Here is a 20,388-nt window from a genome sequence, read left to right on the forward strand (position 1 = left end):
AGTTTTCTAATTATTAATGTCTAAAATCTGCCATTAGCGCAGGTATGCCTGGCAGCATACCAACAATAGCCATAACGGTAGTTAAAATAACAAACATAATTAGCGGAATAACCCAACGGCTCATTTTAGTTAAATTAGCACTGCGCTCTTTACAGCCAATTAAGCCTAAGTTATCAAGCAGCATAGTTAGAGACCAACCAAAAGCAGGGTTAACCAAGCTTGACGCAAATACAACAATAGCGGCCGATTGCGTTGTTTTACCTTCGCGTGTCATTTCCATACCCGCCTCAAGCAGCGGAATAAACACACCTACAATAAGCGCAACACACAGCACAGGTTGCCAAATGGCTAAATCCATTGGGTAGCCCCATAAACCCGCAATAATACAAAATACGGCTGTTAAAATGGCGCCCGCCGGGATAGGGCGTTTAGCAATAGCGGCAGGGACAATATAAGTCCCCCACGATGAGGTAAAGTTAGCACCACCGGCCAGCGAGCCAAAGGTCTGCCTAACCGATGCGCTTAGCATGGTGTCGTCTATGTTCATTTGAACTTTTTCAGTGCGTTGCGGGTAACTAATTTTTTGAAATACTTGATGCCCTAAAAAATCCGGTGACCACATAGCCACAGCCAATACCGCAAACGGCAGCACAACCACAAAGCTTTCAAGCGAAGGTAAGCCAAGCATCCAGCCTGTGTTTTCGCCCCACCAATAAGCTGGGTTCATATTTGGTAAGCCCGGCGCGGTATTAAATTCAAACGGCGCACCGAGTGCAAATGCAACCACACCGCCAATAAGGCAGCTAAGCGGCACAGCTAACCAGCGCTTTTTAAAGTGCTCAAGTAACGCATACAATAAAATGGTCGCCAAAATAACAATAAATGCAATGTGCGCCATATCAATGGCCTCAGCCCATGCAAACAGCTTTTTAACCTGCGAAATTGTGCCAATAAAACCTAAATATATAAGTAATCCTCCGCACACGCCTTTACTGGTTAAGCGTGCCAACAAGCTCCCTCCTTTGGTTATGGCTAAAATAAAGCCAAAGGCACCAATCAGTAAGCCAAACGCCATAGGGTGGCCACCAGCGGCAACCACAATAGGAATAAGAGGAATAAGTGGCCCATGAGTACCTGCTAAGTTAGCGGTAGGTAAAATAAAGCCCGAAAACAAAATAATAAAAATAGAAACAATCAGTAATTCATAGCGTACGTTTTCTAACACAAACGCATCGCTTAAACCCAGGGGCGCTGCAAATGTAGCGGCAATAGCACCCACCATAACGACTTTACCAATGGTGCCCGCCATGGCAGGAATCGTGTCTTCAAATTCAAAGCGGTAGTCTCTAAATGGTAAATTAGGCCGCCAGCGTTTAGGCTGCATAATTTGCAGCTCGTGCTCTAGGTATTCGTCGCGGGTATTAAACTCTGAACTAGCTTTATGCTTATTTTGATAGCTGTTGGCATCATCTACGTGCGGTGCGCTTGTTTTTTCTGGCTCGTTACCCTTTGGGGTTACTGACATAGTCCCTCCTGTTACTCGTTGCTTATTTATTAATACGGCTTTTGTTAAAGCAAATGAATAGTGAAGGAGCAGAGTAGATCAGCTTTTACTCAGGAATGTATAGGCAAAAGGTCGTGTATGGCTTTATTTTATGCTAAATCATTGTGTTGGCATTCTTAAATGTAAAGTATATTTTGTTTAAAATCAGTGTGTTGATTTGTTTTTTATGTGTTCTAATTTGGTAAAACATTGTAAAAGCAAGGCTGTTATCCTTTAGTCTAAGTAGTGGTCTATGTATTTTAATTGAACTGAAATAGCTCATCTGCTAGGTTCAATGGTTACTCAAATAATAAGAAATACAATGCAAATTCAATCTCCTAAATCAGTTGGTATTTTACTCGGTACGCTTTACGGCATATTTATGCGGCTGTTTGTAGAGCTGCTTGATACTTATAATTTAAGTAGCCTTGTATCCATTTCATTTATGTTTTTAGTGCCCGTTGCAATTGGCTATATTCGTATTCATTTTGAATTTAAAAGCTCAAATACATTAACTAAAAGGCAAATGGTGACAATTGCTTGGCAGCCAATTTTTGTTTTTTTACTTGTAAGCGTTATTACACTGCTTGAAGGCAGTATTTGTGTGGCAATGGCTTTACCTGCCTTTATGCTCTTTGCAAGTATGGGTGGTTTACTGGCAGGCTTTATTAAAAACCGCCAAACAAAAAACGCTAACAGGCCTTTACTTTCAATAGCTTTGCTTCCTGTATTGCTCTCACCTATTGAGGTAAATTATTTACACTTATCAAAAACGTACGAAGTCACCAACTCTATAGTTATTGAAGCGCCTATAAACCGTGTGTGGCAGCAGCTTGCAAATGTAAGCACCATAGAGCCACAAGAATTGCCATTTTCGCTTACCCAATTAATAGGTGTACCTAAACCTTTAGAGGCAAATATGAATGCTACGGGGGTTGGGGCTGTTAGAACCAGTAAATGGCAAAAAGGAGTTAAATTTAAAGAAGTGATTACGGATTGGCAGCCAAATAAACAGATGCTTTATAGATTTGAGATAGACCCTGATGCTATTCCCGATGACGCACTCGATAAACACGTAAAACTAGGCGGCGAATACTTTTCACCTCTTTATGGTGGGTATGCGTTAAGTGAAGATAAAAGCGGCAATACGATTTTAACTTTAAAAACGACTGTGCAAGATAATACAAATTTTGGTGTTTATTCGCGAATATGGGGTGAGGTGATTTTTCAAGACTTCCATTATTCACTTTTAACATTAATGAAAAACAGAGCAGAAAAGCCACTTGTCGCAGCTATTTCCCATTATTAACTTAAACCGCTATGGTATTAAAAAACTATTATAAGAGTACTTTATGAAATTATTAACGGCAGCAACGTTATTGCTTGCCTCAACAGCGGCTATCGCGCGTCCTGCGCCTTTGGTATCTATACCAACACACGATGCATTTTTTAATAATATAGCAGCGCATTGTGGTAAAGCGTTTGAGGGCAAAGTAAGCGTAGATAACGCAAAAGGACCAAGCTCATTTGAGAATAAAAAACTAATTATGCATGTTCGTAAATGCACAGATAGCGAGCTACAAGTACCATTTCATGTGGGAGATGATGCATCGCGTACATGGATCATTACTAAAACGGGCAGTGGTTTGAGCTTAAAGCATGATCATCGCCATGAAGATGGCAGCGACGATGCTTCAACTATGTATGGCGGTCATACTCTTGATGCGGGTTTTGCACAAATGCAGTCTTTCCCGGCCGATCAATACTCTAAAGAGTTATTTGTAGCACAAGGGATAGCACAGTCGGCAGGTAATACATGGCAAATGTATATTTATCCTGAGGTATTTACGTATCGGTTAATTCGCCAAGGGCGCGAGTTTAAGGTGGACTTTGATTTAACTAAACCAATTACTCCACCAGCAGCGCCGTGGGGCTACGAAAAATAAACTATTTTTCTTTTTTCTCTGGTGCGTCACATTGTAGTAAAACGTTTAATGGTGGTTGATAAGCGCGTGGTTTAGTAGGAAAACGTTCGTACTCTTGCACGCCTTCAAGCACTTTTAACATAAAGGTTCTGCCGCGGCATAATCTGTCTGCGTGGCGCAGTAAAAACATACTTTGATTAGCAAAGTGTTTGTAGTCGTCTGATTGTATTTCTATTTTATAGTTGTCTTCACCAATTTTGGTTTGGTAGTAATGTACTTTGTTATCAAAGTCGTATGACTTTTCTTTTTCGCCCACTTCTGCAAAGGCGCTCCCTATACCAGAAAAGGCTAGCAATGCAGCGCCAACAACTAAATGCGGTGTGTATAAGCCTTTCATAAAAATGTATCCTTTAATTTGCGAACTTAATACCCATTAATAAAGCATTAAGTGCGATGTATTTAAGTTAAGTCTAACACCCAAAAAGAGAATATGTGATGTTCAAACAAATAAAACAACTGTTTGCCGCTTTTGACGAGCAACAGCCAAGCATAGAGCAGCATGATCTAAAAACAGCGGTTGCTGCGCTGCTTATTGAAGTAATGCGTGCTGATTCTAAGCTCGACCATAATGAACAACACACCCTGACTGTAACCTTAAAAAAATACTTTAATTTAACAGAATCGGAAGTTGATGAGCTCACCAACAATGCCGCTGGTAGCTTAGATGGGGCTATTGATTACTTTCAATTTTCTAAGCAGATTAACGATCACTGCAGTGCGGCGCAGCGCATTGAAATAATTGAGCTATTATGGCGATTGGCGTATGCCGATGGAGAGATAGATCCTCAAGAAGAGTATGTAATACGCAAAGTGGCTGGGCTTTTATATGTAGCGCACACCGATTTTATCGCTGCTAAATTAGCAGCGACACAATCGTAAATATTAGCTTAATTTACTAGCAACAGAAACGAGCTGCTGCGTTAATACGCTAACTTTTTCTGCTGTGGTTGGGTCGCTAATTTTTCCATCTTCGTCAAATACAGTAAATGCTGATGGGATAGCGAGCTGATCGGCAAGTACTAACGAGCCAATCCCGCTTAAAATATCGCGTACATGGTTTAGGCCGCGCAAACCACCTAAACCACCTGGTGATGTAGCAAACAAAGCCACTACTTTGTTGCGAAATGCGGGTACTGCGCCTTGCTCTGTTCGCGATGCCCAATCAATTGCATTTTTAAGCGCAGCAGTAATTGAGCCGTTGTACTCTGGGCTTGCTAGTAAAATACCATCAGCATTACGCAGTTTATCTTTTAATAGTTGTGCATCGGTAGGTGTGCCTTGCGCTTCAATGTCTTCGCTAAATAATGGCAAATTTAACTCGGCGAGTGTAATTACTTCCACTTCAGCACCGGTTTGCAGAGCAAAACGAGCTGCTTCGTTAATGAGTTTTTGGTTAAAGCTATCTTTACGCAGGCTACCCGCGAGCGCGATAATTTTTGGTGCTGACATAATTTAGACCTTTTATTAGTTGGGTATGACACTAATGTAGCAAATTTTTGCTTGTAGAAAACCCGAATAAACGCAACACTTATGTGCGTATATGCACATAAGTAGAAGGCGGGTAGCGTGGCAATAAAATTTGACGACTGGCAAGACGTAAAAGTTGCCTTTGAAGTGGCAAGGCTAGGTACTTTGACCGCCGCAGCAGAGGCACTAAGTGTGCACCATAGCACAGTGTTGAGGCGCATAAATAACTTAGAGAAAAACTTAAATGTACGGTTATTTCATCGCCATGCGCGCGGATATAAAGTAACCGAAAGCGGGGCAAAATTATTTGAAACCGCACAAGCAATAGATAACTCACTCGAAGGTTTACATAATGCCATTGCCGCAGCCGATAGTGAGCTCAGAGGGAGCTTGTTACTGACTACCGTAAGTGGTTTTATGGATATGCTAAGCAACGTGTGTGAGCAGTTTCAAACATTGCATCCGCAAGTGCAGCTAGAAGTGATTTTAGAGCAAAAGCGCCTAAGGCTTGACCACGGACAAGCTCATATAGCAATACGTGTAGGCCCCAAACCTGATGAAGGCGACTATATAGCGCAGCACTTAGCTAAGCTATCAGCCGGCCTATATGCCCACAAACGTTATATTGCTAAACACGGCATGCCAAAAACCTTAGATGACTTAAAGCAGCATAATTTTATATCGGGTATTGCGGGATTTAATGCGCGTGTACCTTACTTTAGCTGGGTTGATGAGTTTATTCCTCAGTCGCAAATTAAATTAAGAGTATCAGAAACCTCAGAAGCGGCGCGCGCGGTTATTAAAGGCTTAGGCATAGGGGGGTTGCATCAAAGCGCGATAGAAAATAACCCCGACGTAGTGCCTATATTGCACGACAAATTACATTGGGAGTTTGACTCTTGGTTGGTTACTCACCATTTAGTACACCGCACGGCCAAAGTGCAAGCCTTTGCTGCGTTATTAAAAACCTACTTTAGTAACATGCCACACGTTAAATAGTTTTTTTAACTTTAATGCCTAAGCGTTTGGCAAGCCTAACTAGGTTGGCTCTGTCGAGTTCAAGGGTTCGTGCAGTAGCTGCCCAATTATAATTATGCTGTTTTAATTGCTCGGTAATAACCGTAAATTGCAAAGATTCAACGGCCTGTTTTAAAGGCTGATGATGGGCAGTGTGGGCGGTAATTGGCGTGCTAACGTGCGCGTTGTTGTTTGGTTGTTGGGCTAAATCGCAGTGCTCGCTTGTAATTGTTATTATTGGGTTTTGCCACTGGCTTTGCTTAGCCTTTAATGCGCTGCGGCTAATAACATGTTCAAGCTCGCGTACATTACCAGGCCAACTGTATTGGTTGAGCAATACTTGCGCTTCAGTGCTTAGCTTTAATTGTTTAATACCTAATTTACGGGCAGTTTGTTCAATAAAATAACCAGCCAATAAAGTTATGTCGTGCTCGCGTTTATTAAGTGGCGGCACGGTAATAGGGTAAACACTTAGCCGGTGATATAAATCGGCTCTAAAGCGGCCTTGCGCTACCTCATGTTTTAAATCACGATTAGTGGCTGCTATTACCCTTACATCCACATATTTTGGTGTGTCTTCACCAACGGTTTGAATTTCACCACTTTGTAACACACGTAATAATTTACTTTGCATAGCCAATGGTAGCTCGCCAATTTCGTCTAAAAATAACGTGCCGCCATCAGCTAGCTGAAACTTACCTTGGCGGGCATTTTGTGCGCCAGTAAATGAGCCTTTGGCGTGGCCAAAAAACTCACTCTCTGCAAGGTTTTCGGGGAGTGAAGCACAATTTAAGTGAATCAGCGGTTGATCTTTTCGGACAGAATTTAAGTGAATATTACGCGCTACTAGCTCTTTTCCTACGCCCGTTTCTCCTAACACCAATACACTAAAATTAGAGGCCGCTACGAGTTTTATTTCATTTTTAAGCGTTTGCATTACAGGGCTTTGGCCAATAATTTCGCCGCCATCGCGAGTAAGCGCATCACGCGTTAACTCTTGCACAAGGGCGTTTGAATGCTGTGCATGGTGTTTGTAGTGGGCAAGCTCCAGAGCCGTTTTAAAATGTGCACTACACAGCGTTTGTAATGTGCTGAGCGTATCTGCGCTAATACTGCAAAAGGCATTTGCGTTTAAGCTATCGAATGTAAGCACGCCTAGCAAAGTGCTTTTATCGTAAAGGGGTAAACCTAAGCAGGCATGCACAGGAATATCGCCCGTTTTGGCCAGCAGCAGGCCGTCGTATGGGTCGGGCAGGGGGCAGTCGTGTGCAAACTGTAATGCGTGGTTTGCACTACAAATGGCCGCTAATCGAGGGTGCTCTGCTATTTTAAAGCGCCTGCCAAGGCTGTCGGGCATCAGACCTTTGATGGCTAAGGGCTTAAGTCGCTCGCCCTGCACGATAAGTAACGCACTGGCATCGCTAGGTATTACACGTTCAACCGTTGCCAATAATTGATCAAAGCTGTGCTCGTGCAGAGTGCTCTGGGCAAGCTCTAAAGCCACTTGGGTAAGGTTGAATTGTGGGTTCATGTCAAAATGACCTATTTGTGTTTTTATGATTTAAATTAGAGTGTGTCATAAAGACTCAATTTGTAAAGTGTTTATATTTAACTTACTGAATATTAGTGTTTTATTTTATTGGCACACTATGTGTAATAGCTAAGTAACGTTAATGGTTGCTGAGGTAGTTATGAACACACTTACACTAAATAATGTAAACAACCAGGTTGAGTTAGGCGCATTTTTTAAATCGCTATTATTTACTGCTAATACAGTATTAGGGCTTAGCGCTATTTGTATGGTTGTGAGCATTTTAATTAGTTACCCGTACGCAGAGCACTTTTCGATGCAGGTACAAATATCAGCGCATATTAGTACGATTGTAGTGGCAGCTATTTTAAAAGTTAGTTATGTGCTGCGTTGTGTTGCGCAACATGGTTTAGGGCAGGAAGTACGCTAATGCGCCCACTAAATTTAACAGAGCCAATGCCAGCGCACATAGCTATTCATCACGTAACACAATGGCCGTTATGGATGCTTGCATTTAGACCCTACTTTTTAGCAGGCGGTTTGCTGGCATTTTTATCGATAGGGTATTGGTTACTTATTTTAACGGGCTATGCTAGTTGGCACTTAACCATGCCAGCCACACTTTGGCACGCGCACGAAATGCTATTTGGCTTTGCAGGAGTGGTAGCAGTCGGTTTTTTACTTACGGCGGCACAAAATTGGACGGGCGTTGAAAGTATAAGTGGCAAAGCACTTATGCTACTTACTTTTGTATGGATAAGTGCTCGTTTAGCATTTTTTATAAAGCTGCCTGATTTTGCTAATGCTAATTTATGGCTTGTTACTTTGCTACAGCTAGCATGGTGGCTTGGGGCAATTACGGCACTGGCTAATATGCTATTAACAGCACGCAGTAAAAATAATTACCCGTTTTTAGTTATTTTAAGCGTGTTGTGCGCCCTTAATACTCTTTATTTACTCCTTGTTTTAAATAACAACATGCAGCTTGCATTAGCTGTGGTTGACACTGCGGTACTGGTTGTCAGTTTACTGGTCGGCATTGTAGCAGGGCGGGTTATTCCTTTTTTTACTGCTAAAGGCTTAGCGCTTAGCGAGCAAGTACGCACTCCTAAAATTGATAAAGCACTGCTGTATTTATCAATATTGGCAATTACTTTATTTTTTATTAGTAAATTATTTTTAAGCTCAATTAGCCCTGCATTCATTGTTGCAATAGTGGCTGTGCTTCACTTAATTCGCGCAAAACTTTGGTGGCATACAAACGTGCTAAAAGTGCCTTTATTATGGTCTTTGCATTTTTCTTATTTTGCTTTAGGTGTTGGCTTAATGATGATTTCACTGAGCTTTTACACAAGCGTAATACCCTTCAAAGATGCGCTCCACCTTATCACTATTGGCACAATAGGGATGATGATTTTAGCCATGATGACCCGTGTATCGCTAGGCCATACAGGGCGTACGCTTAATACACCTAAATATATATCTGTTGCTTTTGCGCTTGTGCTGGTGGCAGCTATTACTCGCTCCATACTCCCCTTAATTATTGGGCCACACTTTGCTTGGCAGATCAGTGCTTTGCTGTGGTTAGTGGCTTTTTTGTTATTTTTAATTTACTGCACACCTATATTAACGCGCCGTCGTGTTGATGGGCGCCGTGGTTAGTTTACCTACAGGACTACATTATGTTATCTGATAAAACCATTGAGATTGTTAAAAGCACTGTTCCGTTATTAGCACAGGCCGGCACGGTTGTGACCGCTCATTTTTATAAGCGACTATTTAGCCATAACCCAGAGCTTAAAAATATTTTTAATATGAGCAACCAAAACACCGGGCGTCAGCAATTTGCTTTGTTTAACGCCTTAGCGGCATACGCCCAAAATATTGATAACTTAGCGGTGTTAAAAGAGGCATTAGCGCGCATTAACCATAAGCACACCAGTTTAAATATTTTACCAGAGCACTACCCCATTGTTGGTGCTCACTTAATTGGCACCTTAAAAGAGCTAATACCAGAGCAGTTTACACCAGATGTAGAATACGCTTGGCGTGAAGCTTACGCACTGCTTGCTGATATTTGTATTACCGAAGAAGCGGCTTTATATGAGCACAGTAAAAATAAACACGGTGGTTGGGCGGGCACGCGCCAATTTGAAATAACCAATAAACAGGTTGAATCAGCACTCGTAACAAGCTTTACACTTACGCCTATAGATGGCAAAGCGGTGATTACCCATAAACCTGGCCAGTATTTAGGGATTAAAGTTAAACCAGCGGGCGCTGAATATGAAGAAATTCGCCAGTATTCTATTTCACAAAAAGCCAATGGTAAAAACTACCGTATTAGCGTTAAAAAAGAGCTACAGCCAAAGCCTGGCATGGTGTCTAATTATTTACACTCACTAGCTCAAGGTGACATAGTTGAACTATACCCGCCTGCAGGTGATTTCTTTTTACGAAATAGTAAAAACCCAGCGGTACTTATTTCAGCAGGTGTAGGGCAAACCCCAATGCTTGCGATGCTCGAAACGCTATTAAGCGATAACCCTAAGCAAAATATTATGTATTTACATGCGTGCGAAAATGCGCAGCAGCACTCGTTTGCACACTATTTAAATGAATTAAGTACGGCTTATAACAGCTTGCAAACTATTACGTGGTTTAATCAAAGTAGTGAAGGGGCTGATTTTACAGGGTTAATGGACTTAACTGCCATAAAAACACAGTTACCTCTTAAAAATGGCGATTTTTACTTATGTGGCCCCGCTGGGTTTATGGCGTTTGTGAAAAGCCAGTTACTGGCACTAGGTGTTAAAAACGAGCATATTCATTACGAAGTGTTTGGTCCGCATCAAGACTTATACACCAAGTGAAAAATGATAAAGGCACACAGCATAAATGCTGTGTGCCTTTTTAATAGTATTTTATCGTGCTTTACAATTTACGTTTTTAAGCTCAATAGATATATCTTTTTTAGGATAATAAAGCACGCACTGCTTGTCGATTATTTGTAAAACAAACTTTTCTGGCTTGATATTATGCGCGCCCATTATGGGCATACCATTTGAGTCTTTACTATTTCCATGGCTTAATAATAGCTCGCTGCGTTTAGTAAAAACGGTGTCGGCCAGTGTAACTAGTGTGCCGCCCTTTGCTTTTATAATCGCTTGCTGGAGCGTGGCTATAACGCCTGGGTTTACCTCGGTTAGTAGTGCAGGCTTAGCAGTGGCATTACTCATACTGTTACAGCCTCCAATAAATAATAAGGTTAATATTGCCAGTAGTTTAGCCATTACTTATCCTTATTTAACGTAGGCCAGGTTAAATCCATATTGCCACGGTTAACGTTATTAGGTGCGTTTAAAGGTAATAGCTGCTTGCTATCGCCAGCAGCGCTTTGTACTTGCGTTTTAATACTTGCAGAGGCGGTGCTAACAGGGCACGTGCCGTTATTATCAATATGATAAAGCGCAGTAGAGAGTATCCCTTCGTTTGGATCGCCTAGTTGATTATCAAAGTCGTCACTGACTACACAGCCTTTTACATCAGCATCAAACTGTGGTGTAGGCGTTGGCGTAAAGCCTGCTGCATATTCACCAAACCCTTTACTGTTAATACCGCTAAATTGAATGGTGTAATAGGTGGTGCCACAGTTATGTGTTGGGGTAAAACCGTATGGTTTACCGCAGGTTGTGTCGCCAATGAGCACTACCTCGGCGTCAATGCCTTTTAAGCCATTAATAAAGGCTTCTGAGGCTGAACACGTACCCGATGTACTAAGCACATACACCTTAGATAGGTTTAAATCGGGGAGGCTTTCGCCAGTGCTAAAAAAAGTTGAGTAATCAATTTCTTCATCTATAAACGGAAAAGGCGACTCTACCGGTTGTTTATCGTTCTGCTGAGTTTGGTAATAAATACGGTTTTGAATGTTGGCGCTGCCCGCCACCATGTAAGCCAGCTGCGAAGAAAGCGCTAATAAACCGCCTCCGTTATATCTAAAGTCGATAACAAGCTCTTCTACGTTATCGGTTTTAAATTTATTAACTGCAGCAATTAAGCCTTCTTGGGCAATACCTATATGGCTATTAAACTGCATGTACCCTACGCTAGTGCCATTTGCAGTGGTAATGGTTTTTACGTTTTGAACCGGCGTTTGCTCTATGTTGCCGGCAGTTACGTTAAAGGTTTTTTCAGCGCCATCGTTACTGCGCACAACGATGGTGTGCGAGTCGCCATTAGTGGGGCTAAATAAGCCTTCGTTTAAGGTATCTACGCCTGCTTGTGTGCTGGTATTAATGCTTACGCCATCAACTTCAAGTACAGTATCGCCACGTTGAAAACCAATTTGGCTTGCTGGTGAGTCGTCTTCTAGGTAGGCAACACGTAAAATTCTATCAGCTGGGTCGCCAATAAATGCCCAATTTATACCATAGCCTGAGGTTACACCTGATTGCGCTTCTTGAAAGTAGTCCTCAGAAGGCTCTGAAAAATGAAAATTATCTTTTTTATCACCAGAGTCGGTTAGTTCTTCGGTTTTTAGTTGGGCAAAATAATTGGCCACTGTAGCAAAGTTTTCAGGGTCGTTATCGGCTATTTCATCATACCAAAGGTAGGTTTCGTCGCTCCAGGAGCGAAGCCAAAGCTTTTCGTAAAGGGCCGAACCGGCTTGGTCTGGGTAAGGCTCATTATTATTAAACGGATCGTTACCTGTGCGTGGGTTTTCGCAAAAGTTTTTTAACTCCTCCGATGGCTCAAATACACCTGCCGTCCAAGTTGGGGCTGAACTAGCAGGGGGGGTGACGCCTGGGTCGGGCGTTTCATTCATGCTGCTACCACCGCCACAGCCCACAAGCGTTAGGCTTGAAAGTGCAGCAATAATAGCGAGTGTTGCTTTATTATTTTTAAACATACAAAACTACTTTTTGTAAATAAGTTGTTTAAAATACTACAACACCCGCTCATTTATTCAACGTATTCGCCCCTAAATTATGTAAATGAGTGTATACACTTAGGTGTGCTACAGCTTACTTGCGCTGCTTTTATCTGCAAATGCTTGTTTTTGCCAGGCATCAAATAGTTTTTGTTGTTTGTCTGATATTTTTAAGCCGTATGTTTTTTGCATATAGGCGTAGGTGTTGGCAATGCGCTTACGGGCATAAAAAGGAGGCTCTACAACGCGTTGTTTAAAGTTAACCTTTACTTGGCCGCGGCCATATTGGGTAGCGTTTTCGCTAAGCATACCAAAGCGATAGTTAGAGCGATCTGCGTTAATTTCGCCAATAGCAGGGGCTAAATTGTTTATATCGGCTTCCATTTTTCTAAATTTAGCACTGACCTTGCGACAGTTTTTACGACCACCGTTTTGCCAGCATTGTAACTGGTGACCAAATTCCCACGCCGGCACTATATGCTCCCACTCTATACGCAGTGCACGTACATTAACCTTGCCAGAGGAAGTTAACGTATTACGCGGAATATAACCACAGTTGCTAGGGTCGGGGATTAGCTTTTTACCTTGTTTTTTAATGTCGCAGCCGCAGTAAAGGCTTTTGGCGTTTTCGGGTAGGGTTTTAATTAAGTGCCTTTTAGCCGTTGAAAAGCGGGTAAATTCTTCACTCGATGCAGAAAAACAAATACAACAAGCCACAAAGGCCAAAATAAATTTAAGCATATCCATCACATACGTGAACTACAGGAGGCGCTAGTCTAAAGTTTTGCTGCTAAAAGATAAAGCCTGAACAAATTTTAATCCGCAATGCTTAGTACACTCTATACTGATATAAAAATAGCGAGGAGATGGCTATGCTAGGTGCTTTTTCAATAAGTTTAACGGTTAAAGATATTAGAGCCTCAAAAGCGTTTTACGAAAAGTTGGGCTTTAGCGAGTTTGCAGGTGAGATAGAGCAAAACTGGCTAGTGATGAAAAACGGTGAGTATTTAATTGGCTTGTTCTCGGGTATGTTTGATAAAAACATGCTGACCTTCAATCCTGGCTGGGATCAAAACGCACAAACCGTTACAGAGTTTAAGGATGTTGATGCGCTTAGCGAATATTTTCAAAACGCTCATATCCAAGTTGAACCTGTGGGTGATAAAAGTTTTATTATTACCGACCCAGACGGCAACCCTATTTTGATTGACCAACACGTGTAAGTTTTTTTAGCCTAACGTTTTGTATTAATAAAATAATACCGCATAAACAAAATAGTACGCTGGTGGCTGCAAAACTGATGAGAAGCGGGTTGTTAAAATCTTCTCGCTCATCGTAATCCATTATGTGTAGCATCCAAAAAAAGTCGAATATGCGCCATAGTGTGCTGCGAACGGTGATAACTTTGCCGTTAATTGCATTCAAATACAGCGTGGTATTAAAGGTGTCGTTAAATTGTACTTGCCACACATTTGTTTTGTATCCCACCTCTCGAGTGCCTTGTTTTAAAAGCGTTGTATTAATTGGCTTAGCGTCGATGAGTAAATGCGCTTGTGCATTAGCGGTAATTTGTATTTTAGTGGGTGGCTGAAAAGGGCGCCCCGTTAAACCATTAAAGCTCTGCTGCTCGTCAGTATTAATAACAGTAATAAGCGGGATCGTTAAAAAGTGCTCAAACACTATTTGCGTGGGGTTAGGCACTTGCGCAGTAATATTATCGAGTGATGTGGGGTAGTCTGCTTGAGTAAATGGGTTTGTAAGTGTGCGCTTAGCAAGGTGCTTACCGTGTACGTATTCAAGTGGTATCGCGCTCATTACTAAGCCGCCTAACAGCCAAGCTAAAATTTGTAAGGCAAGTAAATAGCCTAGCCACTTATGTAGTTTTCGAGCGCGCTTAAATAGTTGTTTTCTCATTTTGTGCTTCTTATTATTTTTAGCGTTAGTGTATTACAGCAGCCCATGCTTTTACTGCGGCATTTTGTCGCAGTTATTCATAAGCTTACTCTAACTTTATAAAAATAATAAAAAGGAGCGATAAAAAATCAGTGAGGCTGTGTTTAATGCTCACGTAAGGCATTTATTAGCCCTTGTTTACTCATTTTAGAGCGGCCGCTAATGCCGAGCTCTTTAGCTTTATTGTACAGCTGCTTTTTAGTGCGCTGCTCATACTTTGAGGCTTTGCCGCCTTTAACTGCGGTTTTATGAGTATTGCTATTAGCAATGCGCGCGGCTTTTTGTTTGCTCATGCCTTCATCTCGAAGTGCATCGTACTGATCGTCGTTTTTAATTTGCGGGCCATGATCTACCATAATTGTCCTCCTGAAGCGTTTAATTACACAGTGTGTGTATAACTTTCATACATAAACGGTAAAATTAAGCGTAACTAGCCTAACCCGTTTTATAAGGCAAATTAGGTGCCAATGGCGTTTAAACAGGTATTTTCTATGAATAAAGCCATGTTTAGCGCTTAGTTGATTTGGTATAAAAGTAAAACTGCGTTAAAGTTTGCGATGAAACTATAAGAGGGTAAAAAGCAGACAATGTCGGAAATTCAATTTTTAAATGTAGATCTAGAGCTTGAGTCTAAACAAGATATTAGCGCCCTGGTGGCAGACTTAAAGAAAAACGCGATGGTTTTGCATTATGACAAAGACGAATATCGTCAATTGGCGCGTATTGAAGCCTCAGGTGATATAACCACGCCAGACAAAGCAATCAACCACTTATGTGAATTAATAGAGTCGTGTTCACGTAATGCGCTTAAGCAGTGGCTAAGCTGTTCGCGCAGAACGTTTGATATAGGCTTTGAGTCGGGCACGTCACCTAAGTGTTTTAACCAAGCTCTACATGCAGATACACTGCTACGTATATCTGCCATTGGCGCTGGTATGGAAATAACGATTTACCCTATCGAAAAGTAGCCATAGTTAATTATTTGCGCTCGACAACCGCTGCGGTCATTTTTGATACGCAGCAAAGCTCGCCGCGGCTATTGGTTATTTTTATTTCCCATACAGAACTGCGCTTACCAATATGAAATGCACGAGTAACGGCGGTTAAAGTGCCATTTCGAGAGGCCTTTAAGTGGCTGGCGCTAATTTCCTGTCCAACACAATAAAATTTTGTAAAGTCCACGACAAAGTTAGCGGCGTAGCTTGCTACGGTTTCGGCAAGTACCACATTTGCGCCACCATGTACCATACCAATAGGATTATGATGCTCAGGAATAGCAGGCATGGTAGCCACTAGGTAATCATCTCCTATTTCGGTTATTTCTATGCCCATGGTTTTCATTAGCGTGCCTTGGCCGTTTATTCCCTCATCTAACTGTTTGCAAAGCTCTAATGTGATGGGTTGATGCCAAATACTCATAATTACTCCTTTATATTGAAAGCAAATTTATAGCATTTTAAATACTGAACGTCTGTAATTACCTAAAATTTATCCAAGTGCGGTGTATTTGGCTATTTTAAAGCACAATTTAAATTTGCGATTTTTATTTAACTGTATATACTCACAGTTAAATGTACTGTATGGAAAACCAGTTGTATGCGACCATTAACTAAACGCCAAGCTCAAATACTCGAACTAATAAAAGTTTTTATTAAAGACACTGGTATGCCTCCTACACGTGCCGAAATTGCGCAAACACTCGGTTTTAAAAGTGCCAATGCCGCAGAAGAGCACTTAAAAGCGCTTGCCAAAAAAGGTGTTATTAAAATGAAACCAGGCGCAAGCCGTGGTATTCAATTGGTTGAAGAAGAGGAGCCTGAGCAACTAGGTCTACCATTAATAGGTAGAGTTGCAGCGGGTTCGCCTATTTTGGCGCAAGAACATGTTGAGAGTCACTGTAAAATAGACCCACTCATGTTTAAACCAGCCGCCGACTTTTTACTGCGTGTTAACGGCATGAGTATGAAAGATATAGGTATTATGGATGGTGACTTGCTTGCCGTACACCGTACTCAAACAGCAGAAAACGGCCAAGTTGTGGTTGCACGAGTAGATGAAGACGTAACCGTAAAACGCCTAGAAAAAGCAGGCCGAAAAGTATTATTACACGCCGAAAACGAAGAGTTTACGCCAATTGAAGTAGACCTTGAAAACGAATCTTTTAATATTGAAGGGTTAGCCGTTGGCGTAATAAGAAATGCCGACTGGATGTAATTTTTAACTATTTTTAAGTAATATCTATAAATGCGCACTTTTTAGTGTGCATTTTTGTTTTAGAAACAAACCTTCCACCATCTCAAAGCGCCCTAAAATTATTTAGGCTGTAAACTTTTTTTCACTCATACTTTTATCTTCCTAAGCGTGTTACATCCCTTAATTTTGCTCGTATCTTGGCTGTTAAATAACAATTTAATACGCCGTCATTTAGTCAAATTTAAAATATCACTTGATTGTTTTTTATACTAAAACTTGCTTGTTGTACGTTTTTTAGCTAATCATTAATGTGCTGGACTAACAATAACTCACAGCTTTTTAGTTATGAGAACACACAATATACACAAACCTTTTGTTGTCCTAGCGATACCGATCAAAAATAAGATTGGTTAAAAAATAAAAATAACGAATTGGCGTTTAAGCCGTATGCCTCTTCGCTTTGCATTCGCAATAGCATCAAAGGAGCCGTCACATGGGTAAACTGACCTCTACCTTGTGGCTTGTGTTGATTATGTTCCCGCAGCAAGTGCTGGCTAATAGCCAATACAATATGCGCAAGGGCGTAACCGATATAAGTAATAATGTATATCAGCTACACATGACCATATTTTTAATATGTTGTGTGATTGGGGTGATAGTGTTCGCAATAATGTTTTGGGCACTGATTCATCACCGTAAATCTAAAGGGGCAGTTCCTGCCCAATTTCATGAAAGTACCAAAGTAGAAATTCTTTGGACTGCCATTCCGTTTGTTATTTTAATTGCCATGGCAATCCCTGCCACTAAAACCCTCATTGCGATGGAAGATGCCAGTAAGGCCGACTTAACCATTAAAATTACAGGGTCACAGTGGAAGTGGCATTATGAATACATGGGAGAAGACGTAGAGTTTTACTCTATTTTATCTACCCCTCAAGACGAAATAGCCAACCTTGCTAATAAAAACCCTAATTACTTACTTGAGGTTGATAAACCTTTAGTACTGCCAATTAATCAAAAGGTGCGTTTTTTAATGACCTCTGATGATGTTATTCACTCTTGGTGGGTACCCGATTTTGCCGTTAAAAAAGATGCCAATCCGGGGTTTATCAACGAAACGTGGACCAACATTAACGAAGAAGGTATTTACCGAGGACAGTGTGCAGAACTGTGCGGTAAAGATCATGGTTTTATGCCCGTGGTGGTTGAAGCTAAATCGCAAGAGGACTTTAACGCATGGCTTGCAGATGCTAAGCAAGCTAAGCAAAAAGCCGCACTTGCTGATGCCGCATTGCTTGAGACAACAATTCCTAAAGAAGAGCTAATGACACTAGGTGAGCAAGTGTATATGGCAAGTTGCGCTGCGTGTCATCAACCTACTGGTATGGGGTTACCGGGAGTATTTCCTGCGCTAAAAGGCAGCCCCATTGTTTTGGGTGATATAAAAGATCACATTGATGTAGTGATTCATGGCCGCCCAGGAACTGCAATGCAGGCATTTGCAAAGCAGCTCTCAATTAAACAACTTGCAGCGGTAATTACCTATAAACGTAATGCGTGGGGTAATGAAACGGGTGATGTCATCCAACCTAGTGAAATTCAGGCAGCACTTGATGCGGAGGCGAACTAATGAGTAGCATAGTAGAACAACCTAACGCCAATGACGCTCACCACGGCCATCACCCAGCCAAAGGTTTTAAACGTTGGTTATACACAACAAACCATAAAGATATTGGCAGCATGTACTTAATTTTTTCGCTGACTATGTTTTTAATTGGCGGTGCAATGGCCATGGTTATTCGGGCTGAGTTATTTCAGCCAGGATTACAATTGGTAGACCCACACTTTTTTAACCAAATGACCACAGTACACGGTTTAATTATGGTGTTTGGTGCTGTAATGCCAGCCTTTACAGGGCTTGCTAACTGGATGGTACCGCTCATGATTGGCGCGCCAGATATGGCACTGCCCAGAATGAACAACTGGAGCTTTTGGATTTTACCCTTCGCTTTTTTAATTTTATTGGCATCGCTATTAATGCCTGGAGGCGGCCCCGCATTTGGCTGGACGTTCTATGCGCCGCTTTCAACAACGTACAGTAACGACAACACCGCAATGTTTGTGTTTGCAGTGCATATTATGGGGATTAGCTCAATTATGGGCGCAATAAACGTAATTGTGACCATTGTTAATTTACGGGCCCCAGGCATGACATGGATGAAACTACCATTATTTGTTTGGACATGGCTAATAACCGCATTTTTATTAATTGCTGTTATGCCCGTATTGGCCGGAGCGGTCACTATGGTGCTCACCGATAAATACTTTGGAACCAGCTTTTTTGATGCGGCAGGTGGCGGCGATCCGGTGATGTTTCAGCACATATTTTGGTTTTTTGGCCATCCCGAAGTGTACATCATGATTTTACCCGCCTTTGGTATTATTTCGACCATAGTGCCTACATTCTCACGTAAAAAACTATTTGGTTATGCCTCAATGGTTTACGCAACCTCCTCTATTGCATTACTGAGCTTTATTGTGTGGGCGCATCATATGTTTACGACCGGTATGCCGGTTGCTGGCGAGTTATTTTTTATGTACGCGACCATGCTGATATCGGTACCTACAGGGGTAAAAGTATTTAACTGGGTGGCCACTATGTGGCGAGGGTCAATAAGTTTTGAAGTGCCCATGCTATTTAGTATTGCCTTTATTGTGCTGTTTACCTTAGGGGGCTTTTCGGGGCTGATGTTGGCTATAACCCCTGCTGATTTTCAGTATCACGATACTTACTTTGTGGTGGCGCACTTTCATTACGTGTTAGTTACGGGGGCAATATTTTCGATTATGGCGGGGGCTTATTATTGGCTGCCTAAGTGGACGGGCAATATGTACAACATTGCCTTGGCTAAGTGGCACTTTTGGTTGTCGCTGGTAAGCGTAAATGTATTGTTTTTCCCTATGCATTTTGTAGGACTGGCAGGCATGCCGCGCCGTATTCCCGATTATGCCCTGCAGTTTGCTGATTTTAACGCAATCATAAGCATAGGTGGGTTTGCCTTTGGTTTATCGCAGTTACTCTTTGTGGCGGTGGTAATTAAATGTGCCCGAGGGGGCGATAAAGTCCCTGCAAAAGTATGGGATGGTGCTGAAGGTTTAGAATGGGAAGTGGACTCTCCTGCGCCGTATCATACTTTTTCTACGCCGCCGGAAATTAAATAATGACACATGCACCGCTATTAAAGCGCCTAATTCTTATTTGTATAGGTATGTTTGCTTTTGCATTTGCCTTAGTGCCCTTATATGACGTGTTCTGCGACATAACTGGGCTTAATGGCAAGCCATCGCTTGAGCAAGCTAAACAAAGTACACAGGTTGCACAAAATCGAGAAATAGGTGTGAGCTTTACAACCCATGCGCAAAGTGGTGCGCCGTTTATTGTTAAATCTAAAGAATACAGTGTTGATGTGAAACCAGGTGCCATGCGTGAGGTAATGTTTAGCGCAAAAAACACCAGTGATATTGATAAAGTAATGCAAGCGGTGCCTTCTGTATCGCCCGGAAAGGCAGCCAAGTACTTACATAAAATAGCGTGCTTTTGCTTTGATCAACAACCGCTAAAAGCGGGTGAGGAGCTTGAGTTTAAGCTGCTTTTTTATGTTGATACCGCACTGCCGAGCGATGTAGAAGAGCTAACTCTATCGTACACCGTATTTGATATTAGTGAGCAGCTAGTAGCAAGTAATAACTAGCCTGCATGTCTAGT

General features: G+C 41.7%; 23 protein-coding genes. 13 read left to right on the top strand and 10 right to left on the bottom strand.

Annotation, left to right across the window (positions count from 1 at the left end; translation table 11 throughout):
* Nucleotides 1-13: 13 nt before the first annotated feature.
* Nucleotides 14-1,525 carry a DUF3360 family protein gene (locus AN390_RS15150; RefSeq protein WP_055255266.1) on the bottom strand — a complete coding sequence of 504 codons (1,512 nt, stop codon included), beginning with the start codon at nt 1,523-1,525 and terminating at the stop codon, nt 14-16.
* 340 nt (nt 1,526-1,865) lie between these two features.
* On the opposite strand from AN390_RS15150, the gene AN390_RS15155 reads away from it, so the two are divergent.
* Complete coding sequence (locus AN390_RS15155; protein WP_055255267.1) at nt 1,866-2,852, top strand: hypothetical protein; 987 nt, start codon at nt 1,866-1,868, stop codon at nt 2,850-2,852.
* Nucleotides 2,853-2,895: 43 nt separating this feature from the next.
* Nucleotides 2,896-3,489 (top strand): hypothetical protein, encoded by a 594-nt coding sequence (locus AN390_RS15160; protein WP_055255268.1) that lies wholly within the window; start codon nt 2,896-2,898, stop codon nt 3,487-3,489.
* A 1-nt stretch (nt 3,490) separates the two neighbouring features.
* On the opposite strand, the gene AN390_RS15165 is transcribed toward AN390_RS15160, so the two are convergent.
* The gene (locus AN390_RS15165) at nt 3,491-3,865 is read right to left on the bottom strand and encodes a hypothetical protein (RefSeq protein WP_004589382.1); all 375 of its coding nucleotides are present in this window, start codon (nt 3,863-3,865) and stop codon (nt 3,491-3,493) included.
* 98 nt (nt 3,866-3,963) lie between these two features.
* Here AN390_RS15165 and AN390_RS15170 point away from each other — a divergent pair, with 98 nt between their 5' ends.
* Nucleotides 3,964-4,407 (top strand): TerB family tellurite resistance protein, encoded by a 444-nt coding sequence (locus AN390_RS15170; protein ID WP_024033928.1) that lies wholly within the window; start codon nt 3,964-3,966, stop codon nt 4,405-4,407.
* Between the two features lie 3 nt (nt 4,408-4,410).
* On the opposite strand, the gene AN390_RS15175 is transcribed toward AN390_RS15170, so the two are convergent.
* Nucleotides 4,411-4,977, bottom strand: coding sequence for an NADPH-dependent FMN reductase (locus AN390_RS15175; protein WP_029773331.1), 567 nt, complete (start codon nt 4,975-4,977; stop codon nt 4,411-4,413).
* A gap of 117 nt (nt 4,978-5,094) precedes the next feature.
* Between AN390_RS15175 and AN390_RS15180 the strand changes: the two genes are divergently transcribed.
* Nucleotides 5,095-5,994 (top strand): LysR family transcriptional regulator, encoded by a 900-nt coding sequence (locus AN390_RS15180; RefSeq protein WP_004589379.1) that lies wholly within the window; start codon nt 5,095-5,097, stop codon nt 5,992-5,994.
* On the opposite strand, the gene norR is transcribed toward AN390_RS15180, so the two are convergent.
* Complete coding sequence (norR, locus tag AN390_RS15185; RefSeq protein WP_055255269.1) at nt 5,987-7,543, bottom strand: nitric oxide reductase transcriptional regulator NorR; 1,557 nt, start codon at nt 7,541-7,543, stop codon at nt 5,987-5,989. The two genes, AN390_RS15180 and norR, sit on opposite strands and share 8 nt — an antisense overlap.
* Before the next feature lie 160 nt (nt 7,544-7,703).
* Here norR and AN390_RS15190 point away from each other — a divergent pair, with 160 nt between their 5' ends.
* The 3 genes from AN390_RS15190 to hmpA are packed head-to-tail and all read left to right on the top strand — an operon-like array spanning nt 7,704 to nt 10,416.
* Nucleotides 7,704-7,973, top strand: coding sequence for a hypothetical protein (locus AN390_RS15190; RefSeq protein ID WP_055255306.1), 270 nt, complete (start codon nt 7,704-7,706; stop codon nt 7,971-7,973).
* Nucleotides 7,973-9,205 carry an NnrS family protein gene (locus AN390_RS15195; protein ID WP_055255270.1) on the top strand — a complete coding sequence of 411 codons (1,233 nt, stop codon included), beginning with the start codon at nt 7,973-7,975 and terminating at the stop codon, nt 9,203-9,205. The genes AN390_RS15190 and AN390_RS15195 overlap by 1 nt, the downstream gene beginning before the upstream one ends.
* A 20-nt stretch (nt 9,206-9,225) precedes the next feature.
* On the top strand, nt 9,226-10,416 hold the full coding sequence (gene hmpA / locus AN390_RS15200; protein WP_055255271.1) for an NO-inducible flavohemoprotein: 1,191 nt from the start codon (nt 9,226-9,228) through the stop codon (nt 10,414-10,416).
* 51 nt (nt 10,417-10,467) lie between these two features.
* Here the strand turns inward: hmpA and AN390_RS15205 are convergent, their stop codons facing one another.
* The 3 genes from AN390_RS15205 to AN390_RS15215 form a co-directional block, all read right to left on the bottom strand.
* Nucleotides 10,468-10,836, bottom strand: coding sequence for a hypothetical protein (locus AN390_RS15205; protein WP_055255272.1), 369 nt, complete (start codon nt 10,834-10,836; stop codon nt 10,468-10,470).
* Entirely contained in the window at nt 10,836-12,455 is a 1,620-nt protein-coding gene (locus AN390_RS15210) for a S41 family peptidase (protein ID WP_055255273.1), read from the bottom strand. The genes AN390_RS15205 and AN390_RS15210 overlap by 1 nt, the downstream gene beginning before the upstream one ends.
* A 108-nt stretch (nt 12,456-12,563) precedes the next feature.
* Entirely contained in the window at nt 12,564-13,223 is a 660-nt protein-coding gene (locus tag AN390_RS15215; protein WP_055255274.1) for an endonuclease, read from the bottom strand.
* 125 nt (nt 13,224-13,348) lie between these two features.
* On the opposite strand from AN390_RS15215, the gene AN390_RS15220 reads away from it, so the two are divergent.
* Complete coding sequence (locus AN390_RS15220; protein WP_055255307.1) at nt 13,349-13,699, top strand: VOC family protein; 351 nt, start codon at nt 13,349-13,351, stop codon at nt 13,697-13,699.
* On the opposite strand, the gene AN390_RS15225 is transcribed toward AN390_RS15220, so the two are convergent.
* Nucleotides 13,674-14,390 carry a hypothetical protein gene (locus AN390_RS15225; RefSeq protein WP_055255275.1) on the bottom strand — a complete coding sequence of 239 codons (717 nt, stop codon included), beginning with the start codon at nt 14,388-14,390 and terminating at the stop codon, nt 13,674-13,676. The two genes, AN390_RS15220 and AN390_RS15225, sit on opposite strands and share 26 nt — an antisense overlap.
* 143 nt (nt 14,391-14,533) lie before the next feature.
* Nucleotides 14,534-14,785 carry a Rho termination factor N-terminal domain-containing protein gene (locus tag AN390_RS15230; RefSeq protein WP_029773325.1) on the bottom strand — a complete coding sequence of 84 codons (252 nt, stop codon included), beginning with the start codon at nt 14,783-14,785 and terminating at the stop codon, nt 14,534-14,536.
* A gap of 231 nt (nt 14,786-15,016) precedes the next feature.
* On the opposite strand from AN390_RS15230, the gene AN390_RS15235 reads away from it, so the two are divergent.
* Nucleotides 15,017-15,397 carry a hypothetical protein gene (locus tag AN390_RS15235; protein ID WP_004589368.1) on the top strand — a complete coding sequence of 127 codons (381 nt, stop codon included), beginning with the start codon at nt 15,017-15,019 and terminating at the stop codon, nt 15,395-15,397.
* Nucleotides 15,398-15,407: 10 nt separating this feature from the next.
* On the opposite strand, the gene AN390_RS15240 is transcribed toward AN390_RS15235, so the two are convergent.
* Nucleotides 15,408-15,848, bottom strand: coding sequence for a PaaI family thioesterase (locus AN390_RS15240; RefSeq protein ID WP_004589367.1), 441 nt, complete (start codon nt 15,846-15,848; stop codon nt 15,408-15,410).
* A gap of 177 nt (nt 15,849-16,025) precedes the next feature.
* On the opposite strand from AN390_RS15240, the gene lexA reads away from it, so the two are divergent.
* The 4 genes from lexA to AN390_RS15260 all read left to right on the top strand — a co-directional run bounded on the left by lexA (nt 16,026) and on the right by AN390_RS15260 (nt 20,374).
* Complete coding sequence (gene lexA, locus AN390_RS15245) at nt 16,026-16,643, top strand: transcriptional repressor LexA (RefSeq protein ID WP_004588213.1); 618 nt, start codon at nt 16,026-16,028, stop codon at nt 16,641-16,643.
* A gap of 472 nt (nt 16,644-17,115) precedes the next feature.
* The gene (coxB, locus tag AN390_RS15250) at nt 17,116-18,252 is read left to right on the top strand and encodes a cytochrome c oxidase subunit II (protein ID WP_004588214.1); all 1,137 of its coding nucleotides are present in this window, start codon (nt 17,116-17,118) and stop codon (nt 18,250-18,252) included.
* On the top strand, nt 18,252-19,844 hold the full coding sequence (gene ctaD, locus AN390_RS15255; RefSeq protein ID WP_004588215.1) for a cytochrome c oxidase subunit I: 1,593 nt from the start codon (nt 18,252-18,254) through the stop codon (nt 19,842-19,844). Before coxB ends, ctaD begins: the two co-directional genes overlap by 1 nt.
* Entirely contained in the window at nt 19,844-20,374 is a 531-nt protein-coding gene (locus tag AN390_RS15260) for a cytochrome c oxidase assembly protein (RefSeq protein ID WP_004588216.1), read from the top strand. The genes ctaD and AN390_RS15260 overlap by 1 nt, the downstream gene beginning before the upstream one ends.
* Nucleotides 20,375-20,388 lie beyond the last annotated feature (14 nt).

The organism is Pseudoalteromonas sp. P1-11 (assembly GCF_001399995.1).
Classification (GTDB): Bacteria; Pseudomonadota; Gammaproteobacteria; order Enterobacterales; family Alteromonadaceae; genus Pseudoalteromonas; species Pseudoalteromonas atlantica.

What these genes read in the sequence shown, in the direction of transcription:
- AN390_RS15195 (WP_055255270.1), top strand. Translation starts at nt 7,973, where the DNA reads ATGCGCCCACTAAATTTAACAGAGCCAATGCCAGCGCACATAGCTATT.
- AN390_RS15225 (WP_055255275.1), bottom strand. Translation starts at nt 14,390, where the DNA reads ATGAGAAAACAACTATTTAAGCGCGCTCGAAAACTACATAAGTGGCTA.
- AN390_RS15240 (WP_004589367.1), bottom strand. Translation starts at nt 15,848, where the DNA reads ATGAGTATTTGGCATCAACCCATCACATTAGAGCTTTGCAAACAGTTA.
- lexA (WP_004588213.1), top strand. Translation starts at nt 16,026, where the DNA reads ATGCGACCATTAACTAAACGCCAAGCTCAAATACTCGAACTAATAAAA.
- AN390_RS15165 (WP_004589382.1), bottom strand. Translation starts at nt 3,865, where the DNA reads ATGAAAGGCTTATACACACCGCATTTAGTTGTTGGCGCTGCATTGCTA.
- AN390_RS15170 (WP_024033928.1), top strand. Translation starts at nt 3,964, where the DNA reads ATGTTCAAACAAATAAAACAACTGTTTGCCGCTTTTGACGAGCAACAG.
- AN390_RS15190 (WP_055255306.1), top strand. Translation starts at nt 7,704, where the DNA reads ATGAACACACTTACACTAAATAATGTAAACAACCAGGTTGAGTTAGGC.
- norR (WP_055255269.1), bottom strand. Translation starts at nt 7,543, where the DNA reads ATGAACCCACAATTCAACCTTACCCAAGTGGCTTTAGAGCTTGCCCAG.
- AN390_RS15215 (WP_055255274.1), bottom strand. Translation starts at nt 13,223, where the DNA reads ATGGATATGCTTAAATTTATTTTGGCCTTTGTGGCTTGTTGTATTTGT.
- AN390_RS15210 (WP_055255273.1), bottom strand. Translation starts at nt 12,455, where the DNA reads ATGTTTAAAAATAATAAAGCAACACTCGCTATTATTGCTGCACTTTCA.
- AN390_RS15155 (WP_055255267.1), top strand. Translation starts at nt 1,866, where the DNA reads ATGCAAATTCAATCTCCTAAATCAGTTGGTATTTTACTCGGTACGCTT.
- AN390_RS15230 (WP_029773325.1), bottom strand. Translation starts at nt 14,785, where the DNA reads ATGGTAGATCATGGCCCGCAAATTAAAAACGACGATCAGTACGATGCA.
- coxB (WP_004588214.1), top strand. Translation starts at nt 17,116, where the DNA reads ATGGGTAAACTGACCTCTACCTTGTGGCTTGTGTTGATTATGTTCCCG.
- AN390_RS15150 (WP_055255266.1), bottom strand. Translation starts at nt 1,525, where the DNA reads ATGTCAGTAACCCCAAAGGGTAACGAGCCAGAAAAAACAAGCGCACCG.
- AN390_RS15175 (WP_029773331.1), bottom strand. Translation starts at nt 4,977, where the DNA reads ATGTCAGCACCAAAAATTATCGCGCTCGCGGGTAGCCTGCGTAAAGAT.
- hmpA (WP_055255271.1), top strand. Translation starts at nt 9,226, where the DNA reads ATGTTATCTGATAAAACCATTGAGATTGTTAAAAGCACTGTTCCGTTA.
- AN390_RS15260 (WP_004588216.1), top strand. Translation starts at nt 19,844, where the DNA reads ATGACACATGCACCGCTATTAAAGCGCCTAATTCTTATTTGTATAGGT.
- AN390_RS15160 (WP_055255268.1), top strand. Translation starts at nt 2,896, where the DNA reads ATGAAATTATTAACGGCAGCAACGTTATTGCTTGCCTCAACAGCGGCT.
- AN390_RS15220 (WP_055255307.1), top strand. Translation starts at nt 13,349, where the DNA reads ATGCTAGGTGCTTTTTCAATAAGTTTAACGGTTAAAGATATTAGAGCC.
- ctaD (WP_004588215.1), top strand. Translation starts at nt 18,252, where the DNA reads ATGAGTAGCATAGTAGAACAACCTAACGCCAATGACGCTCACCACGGC.
- AN390_RS15235 (WP_004589368.1), top strand. Translation starts at nt 15,017, where the DNA reads ATGTCGGAAATTCAATTTTTAAATGTAGATCTAGAGCTTGAGTCTAAA.
- AN390_RS15205 (WP_055255272.1), bottom strand. Translation starts at nt 10,836, where the DNA reads ATGGCTAAACTACTGGCAATATTAACCTTATTATTTATTGGAGGCTGT.